Below are 12,521 nucleotides of genomic sequence, written 5' to 3'. Positions count from 1 at the left end.
AGGCCGGGCGGTTGCGCTAGGCGCCGACGGTTTCGCTCGCCGGCTTCTTAGGCAAGAACCACGCCGGGATGAGGGTGCACACCACCAGCGCAACGGCGATCACGAATACCGCGGTATACGCGTGGGAAAGATCGTGCACCACGTTGGTCGAAAATCCGGGGTCGAGCGACCGCGGCGGTATCGCGGATCGATCGACCGGCACCCCGTCGACCGCAGCCCGCTGATGCAGGGCGGCCAGCTTGTTCGCCGCGACGATGTCGGGGCTTCGATTGAACTGGTTCGTCAGGATCATCGACATCAGCGCGGTCCCGATCGAGCCGCCCACCTGGTGACTGACGCTCATCAGCGTCGTTCCCCGGGCGATCTGATGGGGCGCCAGCGCCTGCACCGAGGCCACCGAGAGCGGCATCATCGTGCAGCCCATGCCCAGGCCCATGATCGCCAGCCCCACCAGCAGCGTGGGCAGATAGTGGGCCTGGGTCGCGGCCCCGACGGCGAAGGCGCTCAGGCCGGCGGTGATCAGCGCGATCCCGACCAGCACGATCTTGCCCGGCCCCTGCCTGTCCACCAGCGGTCCGGTCAGCCGCATGGTCAGCATGGCGCCCAGCCCCTGAGGGATCATGTGCACGCCCGCCTGCATCGGCGTTTGGTGCACCACCTGCTGAAAATAGCTCGGCAGCAGCAGGCCGGCGCCGAAGAATGCGCCGGCGAAGACCAGCATCGTCACGTTGGCGTGGGTGAGCACCGGATTGCGGAATAGCCGCAGATCGATCAGGGGATGGTCGGCGTGATGCCACGCGTGCACGACGAACCCCGCGATCAACGCCAGTCCAATCATCGCCGGTATCACCACGTGGCGGTCGGCCACGGTGCCGCGGCCCGGGATGGAGGACACCGCGAACAAAAACGTCGCCACGCCCGGCGAGAGCAGCAGCACGCCGACGGCGTCGAAGGTCTCGGCCCGCGCCGGGTGATCCCGCGGGAAGATGACGGCGGCCAGCGCGATGGTGAGAAAGCCGATCGGCACGTTGATCAGAAAGATCCACCGCCAACTCGAGGTGTCGATCAGCCAGCCGCCCAGGATCGGCCCGCCGATCGGGGCGAGCAGCATCGGGATGCTCAATATCGACATCAGGCGTCCGAGCCGCCGCGGACCCGCCTCGCGAGTCATGATCATGAAGCCCAATGGCAGCAGCATGCCGCCGCCGATTCCCTGCACCACGCGAAAGGCGATGAGCTGCAAGATGTTTGCGGCGATCGCACACAGCAGCGAACCCAGCATGAAGGCCACCACGGAGCCCATGAAGAGCCGTTTGGTGCCGAACCGGTCGGCCGCCCAACCGGTTATCGGGATCACGGTCGCCAACGCGAGCGTGTAGCCGGTCATCGTCCAGGCGACGACGGCCTGCGAAGACGCGAACAGGTCGATGAAGGTGCGCTGCGCGACGCTGACGACGGTGACGTCCAAGATCGCCATCACGGTGGCCAAGATGCACACACCGGAGATCCGCAACAGCGGGGCATCGAGCTTGTCGGGATATTCCCGTTCCTCGACGCCCGGCTGTCCGGTGGGGGCGTGCGGCAGCGGCGTTTTGGCCGCTGCGTACGAGGCCTCGTCCATGGCGTTGCTTAGCATATCGAACTGATCTCGTCGGTTGACGCTCGCGGCGGTGGTGGGCTGGGCAGGTCCGGCCGCCGCCGAAATCTTTGTGCTCAGGCGGGTGCGTATACGCCTGCTGTCTGCGTGTCCTTCACCGTTCCGACACTTGGGATCGGCAAACTGCTGGTGTGTCTGGAAAATTGATCGTCTCGGTCTCGGGGATCGGGGAACGCACCCTGCCCGACGTCGAGGCGTTCTGCGCGCAAATGGATGCCCGCAACGTACCGGTGTCGTTACTCGTGGCTCCCCGCCTGTCCGGTGACTACCGGCTCGACCGCGACCCGCACACCGTCGGGTGGCTGAACAACCGTCGCGCCGGCGGTGACGCCATCGTGCTGCACGGCTATGACGACGCGGCCACCAAGAAGCGTCGCGGCGAATTCGCGATCCTGCGGGCGCATGAGGCCAACCTGCGATTGATGGCCGCCGACCGGGTGCTCGAGCACCTCGGGTTGCGTACCCGACTGTTCGCGGCGCCCGGCTGGGTGGTGTCGCCGGGTGTCGTCAAAGCGTTGCCGGACAACGGATTCCGGTTGCTGGCGGATCTGCACGGGATCACCGACCTGGTTCGTCACACCACCGTCCGCGCGCGGGTGCTCGGCATCGGCGAGGGCTTCCTCACCGAGCCGTGGTGGTGCCGGATGGTGGTGCTGTCCGCCGAGCGGATCGCCCGGCGCGGGGGCGTCGTGCGGGTAGCGGTCGCGGCTCGCCACCTGCGCAAACCGGGGCCGCTGCAGGCGATGGTGGACGCCGTCGACCTGGCGTTGATGCACGGCTGCACGCCCACCGTGTACCGCTGGCAGCAGGCCAAGGCCGTGCTCGACGCGGCCTGACGCAGCGACTGCCTGACCTGCTCGTCGGGGCACTACCCTGGTCCGACATGAGCGATTCTTCGGTTGCGGGGTTCGGCGCTGATGCCATCGTCGTCGGGGCGGGCCTGGCCGGTTTGGTCGCCGCGTGCGAACTGGTGGATCGCGGCTTGCGGGTGCTCATCGTCGACCAGGAGAACAGCGCCAACCTGGGCGGGCAGGCGTTCTGGTCCTTCGGCGGCCTGTTCTTCGTCGACAGCCCCGAGCAGCGCCGGCTGGGTATCCGCGACAGCCATGAACTTGCGTTGCAGGACTGGCTCGGCACGGCGGCCTTCGATCGTCCCGAGGACTACTGGCCACGCCAATGGGCACACGCCTATGTCGATTTCGCCGCCGGGGAGAAGCGCAGTTGGTTGCGGTCGCGCGGGCTCAAGCTTTTCCCCTTGGTGGGCTGGGCCGAGCGCGGCGGGTATGACGCCCAGGGGCACGGCAATTCGGTTCCCCGCTTCCACATCACCTGGGGTACCGGGCCCGCGCTGGTCGAGATCTTCGCTCGGCAACTGCGCGACCGGTCAGCGGTGCGCTTCGCGCACCGCCACCAGGTCGACGAGTTGATCGTCGAGGGTGAGGCGGTGACGGGCGTCCGCGGCACGGTGCTCGAGCCCACGGCCACGCCGAGGGGGGTCGCTTCATCACGGAAGTCGATAGGGCAGTTCGAAATTCGTGCCGACGCGGTGATTGTGACGAGCGGCGGCATCGGCGCCAACCACGAACTGGTGCGAAAGAACTGGCCCAAGCGCATGGGTCGCGTCCCCGAGCAACTTTTGAGCGGCGTTCCGGCTCATGTCGACGGCCGGATGATCGCCATCACGCAGCAGGCCGGCGCGCGCGTGATCAACCCCGACCGGATGTGGCACTACACCGAGGGCATCACCAACTACGACCCGATCTGGCCGTTGCATGGGATCCGGATCATTCCCGGCCCGTCGTCGCTGTGGCTGGATGCCAGTGGCAGGCGGTTGCCGGTCCCGCTCTACCCCGGCTTCGACACGCTGGGCACGCTGGAATACATCACCAAGTCAGGGTTCGACTACACCTGGTTTGTGTTGAACGCCAAGATCATTGAGAAGGAGTTCGCGCTCTCCGGGCAGGAGCAGAATCCCGATCTGACCGGGCAGAGTATCCGCGAGCTGGTGCGAAATCGGGCGCGTTCCGGGCCGCCGGGCCCGGTGCAGGCGTTCGTCGACCGGGGTGTGGACTTCGTCAGCGCGAACTCGTTGCGCGACTTGGTGACCGCGATGAACAAGCTGCCCGATGTGCAGCCGCTGGACTACGCCACCGTGGAGGCCGAGGTCACGGCCCGGGATCGCGAGGTGGCCAACAAGTTCAGCAAGGACGGGCAGATCACGGCGATCCATGCCGCCCGCAATTATCTGGGCGATCGGCTGGGCCGGGTGGTGGCGCCGCACCGGCTGACCGACCCGAAGGCGGGGCCGATGATCGCGGTCAAGCTGCACATCCTGACCAGAAAAACGTTGGGCGGCATCGAAACCGACCTCGCCTCACGGGTGTTGAAGGCCGACGGCACTCCGCTGACCGGTCTGTACGCCGCGGGCGAGGTGGCCGGGTTCGGTGGCGGCGGCGTGCACGGCTACCGCGCCCTAGAAGGCACGTTCTTGGGCGGCTGCATCTTCTCCGGCCGCGCCGCCGGCCGCGGCGCCGCCGACGACCTCACGTAGCCGCAGGGCAGACAGCCCCGCTTGCGTTCGTGCGTCACGCCAGCGTGACCGCCGGACGCCTGCGTCACGCCAGCGTGACCGCGGGACGCGTGTGTCACGCCAGCGTGACCGCAGCTAGAACGTGACGGCGTCCTCCTCGGGCAGCACCTGGAAGTCGGTGCTGGTCATCTCGGTCAGCCGTCCGTAGTAGATCCCCCGCGCATCCGGCGCGATGATCCCCTGGTGAATGGGAACGGCGCGCTGCGGGGCCACCGCACGCAGGTAGTCGACCGCCTCGGACACCTTCATCCAGGGCGCGGCCGCCGGCGTGGCCAAGACGTCCACCGGCTCGTCGGGCACGAAGAGCGCGTCACCGGGATGCATCAACCGGGCGCGGTGGTCGGCGTCGCCCATCAGGAACGAAATGTTCTCTATCACAGGGATTTCCGGGTGAATGACCGCGTGTTTTCCGCCGACGGCGCGAACGGTCAGTTCGCCGATGGGCAACTCGTCACCGACATGGACCTCGCGGCAGGGGGCACCCAGCTGCGCGGTGGTTTGCGGGTCCGCGTACAGCGCCGCCTCCGGGTTACCCTCGAGCAAGGCGGGCAGCCGTTTGACGTCGACATGGTCGGGGTGCTGATGGGTGATCAAGATGGCGGTCAAGCCGGTGATTCCCTCGAAGCCGTGCGCGAAAGTTCCGGGGTCAAAGAGCACGCGGGTGTGGTCAAACTCGGCAAGTAGGCACGAATGGCCGAAATGCGTCAGTTGCATATCTACGATTGTGCCTTGATGGACAAGCTGCCGACGCGCGTGATTTTGGCCATGATGCTGGTCGCCGGCAGTTTCGCCTTCGCTTTGATCGTCGTCATCCCTGCGCACGCAGAGCCGGAGACGTGCCCGGCCGTGTGCGACCGGATCCCGAACACCGCGTGGATCGATCAGCATGCCCTGCCGCTGGACGGCGTGTACCACTGGCCCGCGCTCGCCGGTCAGGCCGTGCAGACGACCGGTTCGGCGCCCGGTCCCCGGTTCAGATTCGAGGAGTTGTGCGCCGCGCCGCCGGTAACCCAGGATCCCCGCGACTCGGCCGTCGCGGCGCGCTCGACGGTTCAGCATCCCGACGGACAGTGGCAGCTGCAGGCCCAGGTCCTGCACTGGCGGGGTGACACCGCTCGCGGTGGGGCCAGCGCGGCCGCGGCCTTCAGCGCTGCCGTCGCCGCCCTGCGGGCCTGCCAGCAGCGCGCACCGCAGGAGTCACCGTCGCTGACCACCGACGAAGCCAATCGGATGGCCGCCGTGATCAGCGGCCCGGTGGTGATGCACACCTATCTGTTCGCCCACCCGGCCAGCAGCACGATCAGCGAGGTCACGCTGTGGTCGACGGCACCGCCGCAGACGGCGTGGCCGGCGATGGCGGACGATCCGGTGCTCAATGCCATGAACGCGCCCCTCTGCGAGGCCTACATTGCCTCGTGCCCGTGACGCCGAGCTGCGCTTTCGCCGGTAGAGTGGCGCCCGAAACGCCAACTTCCCAGGAGGAGCGCCGGTGGCCCGGGTGATCGTAAGCGTGATGCCCAAAGCGGAGATTCTCGACCCGCAGGGTCAGGCGATTGTGGGTGCCCTGGGTCGCCTCGGACATCCGGGAATCTCAGAAGTGCGGCAAGGCAAGCGGTTTGAGCTAGAGGTGGACGACAGCGTCGACGATTCCGCGCTCGCCGAGATCGCGGAATCGCTGTTGGCGAACACCGTGATCGAAGACTGGACGATCAGCCGGGACAACCAGTGACGGCACGCATCGGGATCATCACGTTTCCCGGCACGCTCGATGACGTGGACGCCGCGCGCGCGGCGCGGCGGGTCGGTGCCGAGGCGGTCAACCTGTGGCATGCCGACGCCGATCTGAAAAGCGTGGACGCCGTGGTGGTGCCCGGCGGGTTCTCGTACGGCGATTACCTGCGGGCCGGTGCGATCGCCCGGTTCGCCCCGGTGATGACCGAGGTGGTGGAGGCCGCACGGCGCGGCATGCCAGTGTTGGGCATTTGCAACGGTTTTCAGGTGCTCTGCGAGGCCGGCCTGTTGCCCGGGGCGCTGACCCGCAACGTGGGCCTGCACTTCATCTGCCGCGACGTGTGGCTGCGGGTGGCCTCGACGTCGACCGCCTGGACGTCGCGCTTCGAGCTCGGCGCCGACCTGCTGGTCCCGCTGAAATCGGGAGAGGGACGCTACGTGGCGCCGGCCGAGGTGATCGAGGAGCTCGAGGGCGAGGGGCGGGTGGTGTTCCGCTACCACGAGAACGCCAACGGGTCGCTGCACGACATCGCCGGGGTGAGTTCCGCCGACGGCCGCGTGGTGGGTCTGATGCCCCACCCCGAGCACGCCATCGAGGCGCTGACCGGGCCGTCCGATGACGGCCTCGGCCTGTTCTACTCGGTGCTGGACGGCGTGCTCGCCGGCTGAGCGGAAACGCCTGCAGCATCCCGTAATTCGGCGAAGGACGCGCCGATGGCGTCCGTCGCCTCGTGCGGGTCGTTGAAGGTTTGGTCGTCGGTGAGCACTGCGACGCCGAGCCGGTCCACGTAACTCCACACGGTGATGTTGACCGGGGCGCCGGGCGACAGCACGCCGGTGGAATAGATCTCGCTCACGGCCGCACCGCCGAAGTGGCCCCGCTCGCGCGGCCCCATCACGCTGGACACCGCGACGTTCATCAGCTTGTTCGGCGCGTCGCGCCGACCCAGCCACCGGAATGCGGCAGGGGCGAATGCGGTCGGAAGGTAGGCCATCATCTTCCCGTAGAGCTCCGGGCCGAGGACTTCGTGGTCTTCCTTGGCGATCTTGGTGGCCAGGGCGACCAGCCGGGCCCTCTCCACGGGGTCGCCGACGTGGACCGGGAGCGAGACCATCAGCCCGCTGATCTCATTGCCGGTGATGCGGTCCGACTTGTCGGTGGCCGTCGGCACCGAGGCGATGATCGGGCGGTCGGCCGCACCGTCATAAGCCAGCAACAGCGTTCGCAATCCGCCGGTCGCCATGGCGAGCACCACGTCGTTCACCGTGATTCCCAACGCCTTTGCCGTCGCCTTCACCTCCGGCAGCGACAGCGACGTGCTGGCGAACCAGCGCCGCGGCGACACGACATGGTTGAGGAACGTCGGCGGTGCGTCGAACGCGTCGGCCAGGTCGGGGTGGCCCCCGCGCTCCCGGGACCGGCGCCGCACCCGCGTCATTCCGACGGCCGCGTCCTTGAGCAGCCCGGGCAGGGCGCCGATCTGCCGGACGTGGTCGCGGGCCGCCGCGCGCAGCAGGTCGGCGCTGGAGGTGGTGACGCCTGCTTCGTCGTTGTCGCGCTCGTCGGTGAGCCCGTCGCGCAGATCCATCGCGCGCGCCAGCAGGTTGACCGACGCGACCCCGTCGGCGAGCGCATGGTGCACCTTGCCGATCATGGCGAATCGGCCACCGGCCAGCCCTTCGGCGAAATGAAACTCCCACAGCGGACGACTGCGGTCCAGAGGAGTGGACGCCACCTCGCCGATCACCCGATCGAGCTCGCGCCGACCGCCGGGCGCGGGCACCCGCACTTGCCGCAGGTGATAGTCGAGGTCGACGTCGCAGTTCTCCAGCCACATGGGGTGATGCAAATGCCAGGGAATGTCAACGAGCTTGTAGCGCAACGGTTCTAGCAGATGAAGCCGACGTCGCACGTGCCGGCGGAAGACCTCGAAACCGAATTCTCCGTCGCAGTCGGCCGGGTCGATCACGGCCACCTTGAGCGTGTGCGTGTGTAAGTTGGGCGTCTCGCTGTAGAGCAGCATCGCGTCCATGCCGTTGAGTCTCTTCACCACGCCACCTCCAGCGGCCCCGGACACCGTCAGCCCAGGATCGGGAACCGGCGCTCGCCGGCGAGCCGCTTGAGCGCATCTTCCATGACGGCGCGTACGTGGGCGTCGACCTCGTCGACGTCGGGGTCGCTGCCGAACTGGGCGGTGATGTCGATCGGTTCGAGAACCTCGGTGACGATCTTTGCCGGCAGGGGCACGTTGGGCGGGAAGATGACGCTCAAACCGAAGGGGAATCCGACGCTGATGGGCAGAATGTCCATTCGCGCTTTGGTCAGCCCCAGCTTGCGGGCCAGCCAGTTGCCCCGGGTCAAAAACAGCTGTGTCTCCTGGGCGCCGATGGATACGGCCGGCACAATCGGCACCCCGGCTTCGATAGCGGTCCGCACGTACCCGGTGCGTCCATTGAAGTCGATGGTGTTCGCAGTGAAAGTCGGCCGGTAGGAGTCGTAGTCGCCGCCGGGGAACACCAGCACCACCGCACCGGAATGCAGGGCGGTGGCGGCGTTTTCGCGGCTGGCCTCGATCACCCCGAGGCGGCGCAACCAGCCGTCCAACGGTCCCATGAACAGCCCGTAATGGCCCAGCGTGTAGACGGGGCGGTCGTAGCCGAACCTGTCGTAGAAGGCCGGGGAGAAGATCAGCACGTCCGGGGTCAGCATGCCGCCCGAGTGGTTGGAGACCACCAGAGCCCCGCCCGAGGACGGGACGTTGTCGATGTTTCGCACCTCGGCCCGGTAGTACCGCTTGATGACCGGTCCCAGTACCTTTGCCACCTGTTCGGTGAAAGCCGGATCCCACTTGGCGGTTTCGTGGTTGTCCGCCGCGTCAACACCGTCGCCCGTCATGGCTCCCCGCTGTCTGTTTCTGCTCTTCGCTACTTGTTGCCGGTGTGACGCCAGTCTCAAACCTGAGCCGCCGATCGGCATATGCTACTCTCCGTTTAGGAGAATGTCATATCCGTTTGCTGGAAAGCGAACGGCCGATGGGGGAGGCATGTCCGAGAAGGTCCTGGTAACCGGAGGTTTCGGGCTGGTCGGCTCGCAAACGGTGCGCCGGCTGGTGGCCGACGGCCACCGCGTGGTCGCGACCGACCTGGGCACCGCCGCCCAGCGCAAAGCCGCGGGAGCGCTGCCGGCCGGCGCCGAGCCGCGCTGGGCGGACCTGACCGACCCGGGTCAGGTCGACCGGCTACTCGCCGACACGTCGCCCACCGCCATCGTGCACCTGGCCGCGGTGATCCCACCGATGATCTATCGTCAGCCCGCGCTGGGGCGCCGCGTCAACGTCGACGCGACCGTCACCTTGCTGCGGGCGGCCCAATCAATGCATCAGCCGGTGCGCTTCATCCTGGCCTCGAGCAACGCCGTGTACGGCGCGCGCAACCCGCACCGCTCTCGCGAGCTGCTGCGCCCGGACTCCCCGACGAACCCGGCCGACCTCTACGGCGCTCACAAGGCCGAAGCGGAACAGCACCTCCGCGCGTCGAATCTCGAATGGGTCATCCTGCGCCTGGCCGGAGTGATCAGCGTCGAACCGGACGCCATGCCGTTCAGCGGCGATGCGTTGTTCTTCGAAAGCGCCCTGCCGGCCGACGGCCGCATCCACACCGTCGACGTCCGCGACGTCGCGCGGGCATTCGCCGCAGCGGTCACCGCCGACGTCGCCGGTGAGACGCTGCTGATCGCCGGCGACGCATCGCACCTGCTGCGGGAGGGCGACGTCGGCAAGGCACTGGCCGCCGCCCGCGGCCTGGTCGATGTGTTGCCCGTCGGCCGGCCGGGCGATCCGGACAGCGATGACGACTGGTTTGTCACGGACTGGATGGATACGGTTCGTTCCCAGGAGGTTCTGCGATTCCAGCGCCACTCGTGGCCGGACATGCTCACCGAGATGCGGGCCGCGGCCGGGTGGCGGCGGTACCCGATGCGGCTGATCTCGCCTGTGGCGCGACGGTTCCTCAGAAGCCGTGCGGCCTACCGGGATACCCCTGGACGCTACGCCGACCCGTGGGGCGCGATCCGGGCCAGGCTGGGTGATCCGCGCCCGGATGCTCCGGCCGGCGGGTAGCCCGCCCGTAGTTCAGCCGGCGTCGCGCAGCAACGGCCGTTCGGTGGGCGGCAATTCGACCGGCGGGTTCAATTCCTCGAACAACTCGGTGGCGTCCGCGATGGTGTTGTCGAGGAAGGCGGCGAACTCGTTGAAGCAGACGTCGTTTCGGATCCATTGCGACTTGCGGGCCATCACACCGATGCGCTGCGGATCCGACGAACCGTGCACGACCGCGGTGACCTGGCGGTCGAGACGGTTCCACCGGTCGCAGAAGTACGTCACCCAGGGGCGGTCGGTTGCCGGGAAATAGCATCCGGGATTGACGCGGATGATCAGCACGTCGTCGTGCGCGGGAGAGATCTCGAAGTGAACATGCAAGCGCCGCGGGGCGTTGCTGACGAAGAAGTATTCGCCGTCGTGGTGGCCGCGAAAGTATCGCCGCCCGCGGGTGCGCAGGTAACGTTCGACCCGGTCCGCGCACAGCTGCTCGTTCGTCATGCGTTCGATGGTGCGGCCTGTGACTTTGGGAATGCTTGGAGGCAAGCCAAGCGGCACCGAAGAATCGGTTGAGAATTCGCTGAGTGGGCGCCGGATTTCGTCTGGCGCTCAGGTCGGCTCGCGCCGTTCCACGATGCCGGCGCCGGGGCTGGGCACGGTGCGCGGCAGCGTGACCGAAAACCTGTACCGCTCGGGGCGATAGTGGAATTCCACGACCTCGATCGGCTTTCCGTCTTGGTCGTAGCTGGTGCGTTCGAGCACCAGCACCGGAGAGCCCAGCGGCAGATTCAGCGCGCCGGCCACTTCCAGGGAGGCACCGGCCGCATGAATCTCATAATTGGCGCGGGAGATGGGAACGTCCAGTCGCCGCTCCCACATGGTGTAGGTGCTTTCCATCGCAAGCGCGGTCTGCTCGTCGGTCGCGCTCTTCAGCAGTGGTTCCGTGGCTTTGCCTAAATCCGTTGGCAGGTAGGCGATCATCAGGGCCAGGGGTTGGTCGCCGTCACGAAAACGCCTGTGCACGCACAAAACTTTGGATAGCCCCAATGTTTCGGCGATGCGTTGTGGCGCGTCTTCGACGCGATGCGACAGGACGTCGACGTTCGGCGTGATCCCGGAGTCGGCCAGCACCTCGGTGATGGTGCGCACGCCGGGCCCGAGTTCTTGCTTCACCGGGTTGGCCACGAACGTGCCCAGGCCCTGCTTGCGCACCAGCCATCCCTGTCGTTCGAGAAGTCCGACAGCCGCGCGCACGGTGACCCGGCTCACGAGGGTGCGATCGATGAGTTCTCGCTCGGTCGGCAATCGCGCTCCGCGCGGCAGGCGCTGTTTGACGATGGCCGCCTTGAGGGCTTCGGCGAGTTGGGTGCTGGCCGGGACGCTGCCGCGGGAGATCCGGAGGTCGGCAACGTCGAGGTCCAGCTGGTCGGGGCCCATGAGATGTATTAAAACGTCCTATCCACTGGGCGTAAAGCGGCGCTACCAGGCGCGGGCGACACTCGTTGGACGGATTACTCTGGTAGCGAACGGTTTTCGCGCGTGAGCAGCCGATGGACGGGTTTGCGCGGGTCAGGAGGGTCAAGGGTGGCGATCGCGGTGGAACGGTTCGACCACATTGTCCTGAATTGCCGCGACGTTGAGGCCACCGCCGCATGGTACGAGCGCGTGCTCGGGATGCGGCGCGAGACGTTCGGGCCCTCGCGTCGGACGGCGCTGTGTTTTGGGGATCAGAAGATCAATCTGCGGCAAGTCGGCGCATTGGCCGACGATCCCGACTGGTTCACCGGGTCCGTTGAGGCCGCCGGTTCCGAAGACCTGTGCTTCGTCACCCGTTCCGGCCCGGATGACGTGCGCGCCCACCTGGCCGCGTGCGGAGTGAAGGTGATCTCCGGACCGGTGACCAAGGTGGGGGCGCTGGGCGAGATGACTTCGCACTACTGCCGTGACCCCGACGGCAACCTGATCGAGATCGCCGTCTACTGAGGGTCGGCCAGCGGATACAGGGCCGGGAGATTGATCACGATGGCTTCCTGGCTGCTGCGCGCGATCACCACCTCGGCGGTGGTGTTGGGGTCGGGGTTTTCCTCCCGGTGCGGCAGGTACGGCGGGATGAAAACGTAGTCGCCGGGAGCGGCGGCGATGCGGACCTCTCCGGTGCCGTCATGAAAGACGAACTCCGGGTTGCCCTTTCGGACATAGATGGCGGTCTCGGAGTCGCCGTGATGGTGGTTGTCCGAAGCCGATTGCGGCGCCGCGTGCGTCTCGCCCATCCAGAGCTTCTCCGCGCCGACCGAGCCGCCCGACAGGGCGGCGAAGCGCCGCAGCCCCTCCGATTGCGCTGTGTCGGAGCTGATCTCCGACGCCTTGACGTGACGCACCCGGTTGCGCGCGGGCGGCGTCGCCGTGCTGTCGAAGTCTGGATGGAATCCGTCCGAAGTGGCCACGG

14 protein-coding genes are annotated in these 12,521 nt (G+C 67.4%); 7 read left to right on the top strand and 7 right to left on the bottom strand.

The genetic code is table 11. The features are described from left to right. Positions 1–16 precede the first annotated feature (16 nt). Positions 17–1,636: a DHA2 family efflux MFS transporter permease subunit gene (locus AC5Y7E_RS16025; protein WP_499949726.1), complete on the bottom strand. Its 1,620-nt coding sequence runs from the start codon at positions 1,634–1,636 to the stop codon at positions 17–19. 152 nt (positions 1,637–1,788) lie between these two features. Between AC5Y7E_RS16025 and AC5Y7E_RS16020 the strand changes: the two genes are divergently transcribed. Further along, positions 1,789–2,493 carry a DUF2334 domain-containing protein gene (locus tag AC5Y7E_RS16020; RefSeq protein ID WP_499949725.1) on the top strand — a complete coding sequence of 235 codons (705 nt, stop codon included), beginning with the start codon at positions 1,789–1,791 and terminating at the stop codon, positions 2,491–2,493. Positions 2,494–2,540: 47 nt separating this feature from the next. Further along, positions 2,541–4,208: an FAD-binding dehydrogenase gene (locus AC5Y7E_RS16015; RefSeq protein ID WP_499949723.1), complete on the top strand. Its 1,668-nt coding sequence runs from the start codon at positions 2,541–2,543 to the stop codon at positions 4,206–4,208. A gap of 114 nt (positions 4,209–4,322) precedes the next feature. Here AC5Y7E_RS16015 and AC5Y7E_RS16010 read toward each other — a convergent pair whose 3' ends face one another. Further along, on the bottom strand, positions 4,323–4,961 hold the full coding sequence (locus AC5Y7E_RS16010; protein ID WP_499949722.1) for an MBL fold metallo-hydrolase: 639 nt from the start codon (positions 4,959–4,961) through the stop codon (positions 4,323–4,325). On the opposite strand from AC5Y7E_RS16010, the gene AC5Y7E_RS16005 reads away from it, so the two are divergent. The 3 genes from AC5Y7E_RS16005 to purQ all read left to right on the top strand — a co-directional run bounded on the left by AC5Y7E_RS16005 (position 4,938) and on the right by purQ (position 6,647). Beyond that, on the top strand, positions 4,938–5,672 hold the full coding sequence (locus tag AC5Y7E_RS16005; RefSeq protein WP_499949720.1) for an ATPase: 735 nt from the start codon (positions 4,938–4,940) through the stop codon (positions 5,670–5,672). The genes AC5Y7E_RS16010 and AC5Y7E_RS16005 overlap by 24 nt on opposite strands. A gap of 64 nt (positions 5,673–5,736) precedes the next feature. Further along, positions 5,737–5,976 carry a phosphoribosylformylglycinamidine synthase subunit PurS gene (gene purS, locus AC5Y7E_RS16000; RefSeq protein WP_499949719.1) on the top strand — a complete coding sequence of 80 codons (240 nt, stop codon included), beginning with the start codon at positions 5,737–5,739 and terminating at the stop codon, positions 5,974–5,976. After that, a complete protein-coding gene (purQ, locus tag AC5Y7E_RS15995; protein WP_499949718.1) occupies positions 5,973–6,647 on the top strand; it encodes a phosphoribosylformylglycinamidine synthase subunit PurQ in 675 nt (224 codons plus the stop codon). The genes purS and purQ overlap by 4 nt, the downstream gene beginning before the upstream one ends. On the opposite strand, the gene AC5Y7E_RS15990 is transcribed toward purQ, so the two are convergent. Next, positions 6,614–8,029, bottom strand: coding sequence for a WS/DGAT/MGAT family O-acyltransferase (locus AC5Y7E_RS15990; protein ID WP_499949717.1), 1,416 nt, complete (start codon positions 8,027–8,029; stop codon positions 6,614–6,616). The two genes, purQ and AC5Y7E_RS15990, sit on opposite strands and share 34 nt — an antisense overlap. 29 nt (positions 8,030–8,058) lie before the next feature. Continuing rightward, positions 8,059–8,874 (bottom strand): lysophospholipid acyltransferase family protein, encoded by an 816-nt coding sequence (locus AC5Y7E_RS15985; protein WP_499949715.1) that lies wholly within the window; start codon positions 8,872–8,874, stop codon positions 8,059–8,061. 148 nt (positions 8,875–9,022) lie between these two features. On the opposite strand from AC5Y7E_RS15985, the gene AC5Y7E_RS15980 reads away from it, so the two are divergent. Continuing rightward, positions 9,023–10,096 (top strand): NAD-dependent epimerase/dehydratase family protein, encoded by a 1,074-nt coding sequence (locus AC5Y7E_RS15980; protein WP_499949714.1) that lies wholly within the window; start codon positions 9,023–9,025, stop codon positions 10,094–10,096. Positions 10,097–10,108: 12 nt separating this feature from the next. Here the strand turns inward: AC5Y7E_RS15980 and AC5Y7E_RS15975 are convergent, their stop codons facing one another. Next, on the bottom strand, positions 10,109–10,576 hold the full coding sequence (locus tag AC5Y7E_RS15975) for a hypothetical protein (protein ID WP_499949712.1): 468 nt from the start codon (positions 10,574–10,576) through the stop codon (positions 10,109–10,111). Positions 10,577–10,684: 108 nt separating this feature from the next. Continuing rightward, positions 10,685–11,512 (bottom strand): Rv0792c family HTH-type transcriptional regulator, encoded by an 828-nt coding sequence (locus AC5Y7E_RS15970; protein WP_499949711.1) that lies wholly within the window; start codon positions 11,510–11,512, stop codon positions 10,685–10,687. Positions 11,513–11,659: 147 nt separating this feature from the next. On the opposite strand from AC5Y7E_RS15970, the gene AC5Y7E_RS15965 reads away from it, so the two are divergent. After that, on the top strand, positions 11,660–12,058 hold the full coding sequence (locus tag AC5Y7E_RS15965; RefSeq protein WP_499918909.1) for a VOC family protein: 399 nt from the start codon (positions 11,660–11,662) through the stop codon (positions 12,056–12,058). Here the strand turns inward: AC5Y7E_RS15965 and AC5Y7E_RS15960 are convergent. Continuing rightward, positions 12,052–12,519 carry a cupin domain-containing protein gene (locus tag AC5Y7E_RS15960; protein ID WP_499949710.1) on the bottom strand — a complete coding sequence of 156 codons (468 nt, stop codon included), beginning with the start codon at positions 12,517–12,519 and terminating at the stop codon, positions 12,052–12,054. The two genes, AC5Y7E_RS15965 and AC5Y7E_RS15960, sit on opposite strands and share 7 nt — an antisense overlap. Between the last annotated feature and the right edge of the window lie 2 nt (positions 12,520–12,521).

This window comes from Mycobacterium sp. NGS17 (genome assembly GCF_059813205.1).
This window is presented reverse-complemented; position numbering and strand designations above follow the sequence as displayed.

Bases quoted from the DNA above. Each gene is read 5' to 3' on its own strand.
- AC5Y7E_RS16025 (WP_499949726.1), bottom strand. From the start codon at position 1,636: ATGCTAAGCAACGCCATGGACGAGGCCTCGTACGCAGCGGCCAAAACG.
- AC5Y7E_RS16015 (WP_499949723.1), top strand. From the start codon at position 2,541: ATGAGCGATTCTTCGGTTGCGGGGTTCGGCGCTGATGCCATCGTCGTC.
- AC5Y7E_RS16005 (WP_499949720.1), top strand. From the start codon at position 4,938: ATGGCCGAAATGCGTCAGTTGCATATCTACGATTGTGCCTTGATGGAC.
- AC5Y7E_RS16010 (WP_499949722.1), bottom strand. From the start codon at position 4,961: ATGCAACTGACGCATTTCGGCCATTCGTGCCTACTTGCCGAGTTTGAC.
- AC5Y7E_RS15985 (WP_499949715.1), bottom strand. From the start codon at position 8,874: ATGACGGGCGACGGTGTTGACGCGGCGGACAACCACGAAACCGCCAAG.
- AC5Y7E_RS15980 (WP_499949714.1), top strand. From the start codon at position 9,023: ATGTCCGAGAAGGTCCTGGTAACCGGAGGTTTCGGGCTGGTCGGCTCG.
- AC5Y7E_RS15975 (WP_499949712.1), bottom strand. From the start codon at position 10,576: ATGACGAACGAGCAGCTGTGCGCGGACCGGGTCGAACGTTACCTGCGC.
- AC5Y7E_RS15970 (WP_499949711.1), bottom strand. From the start codon at position 11,512: ATGGGCCCCGACCAGCTGGACCTCGACGTTGCCGACCTCCGGATCTCC.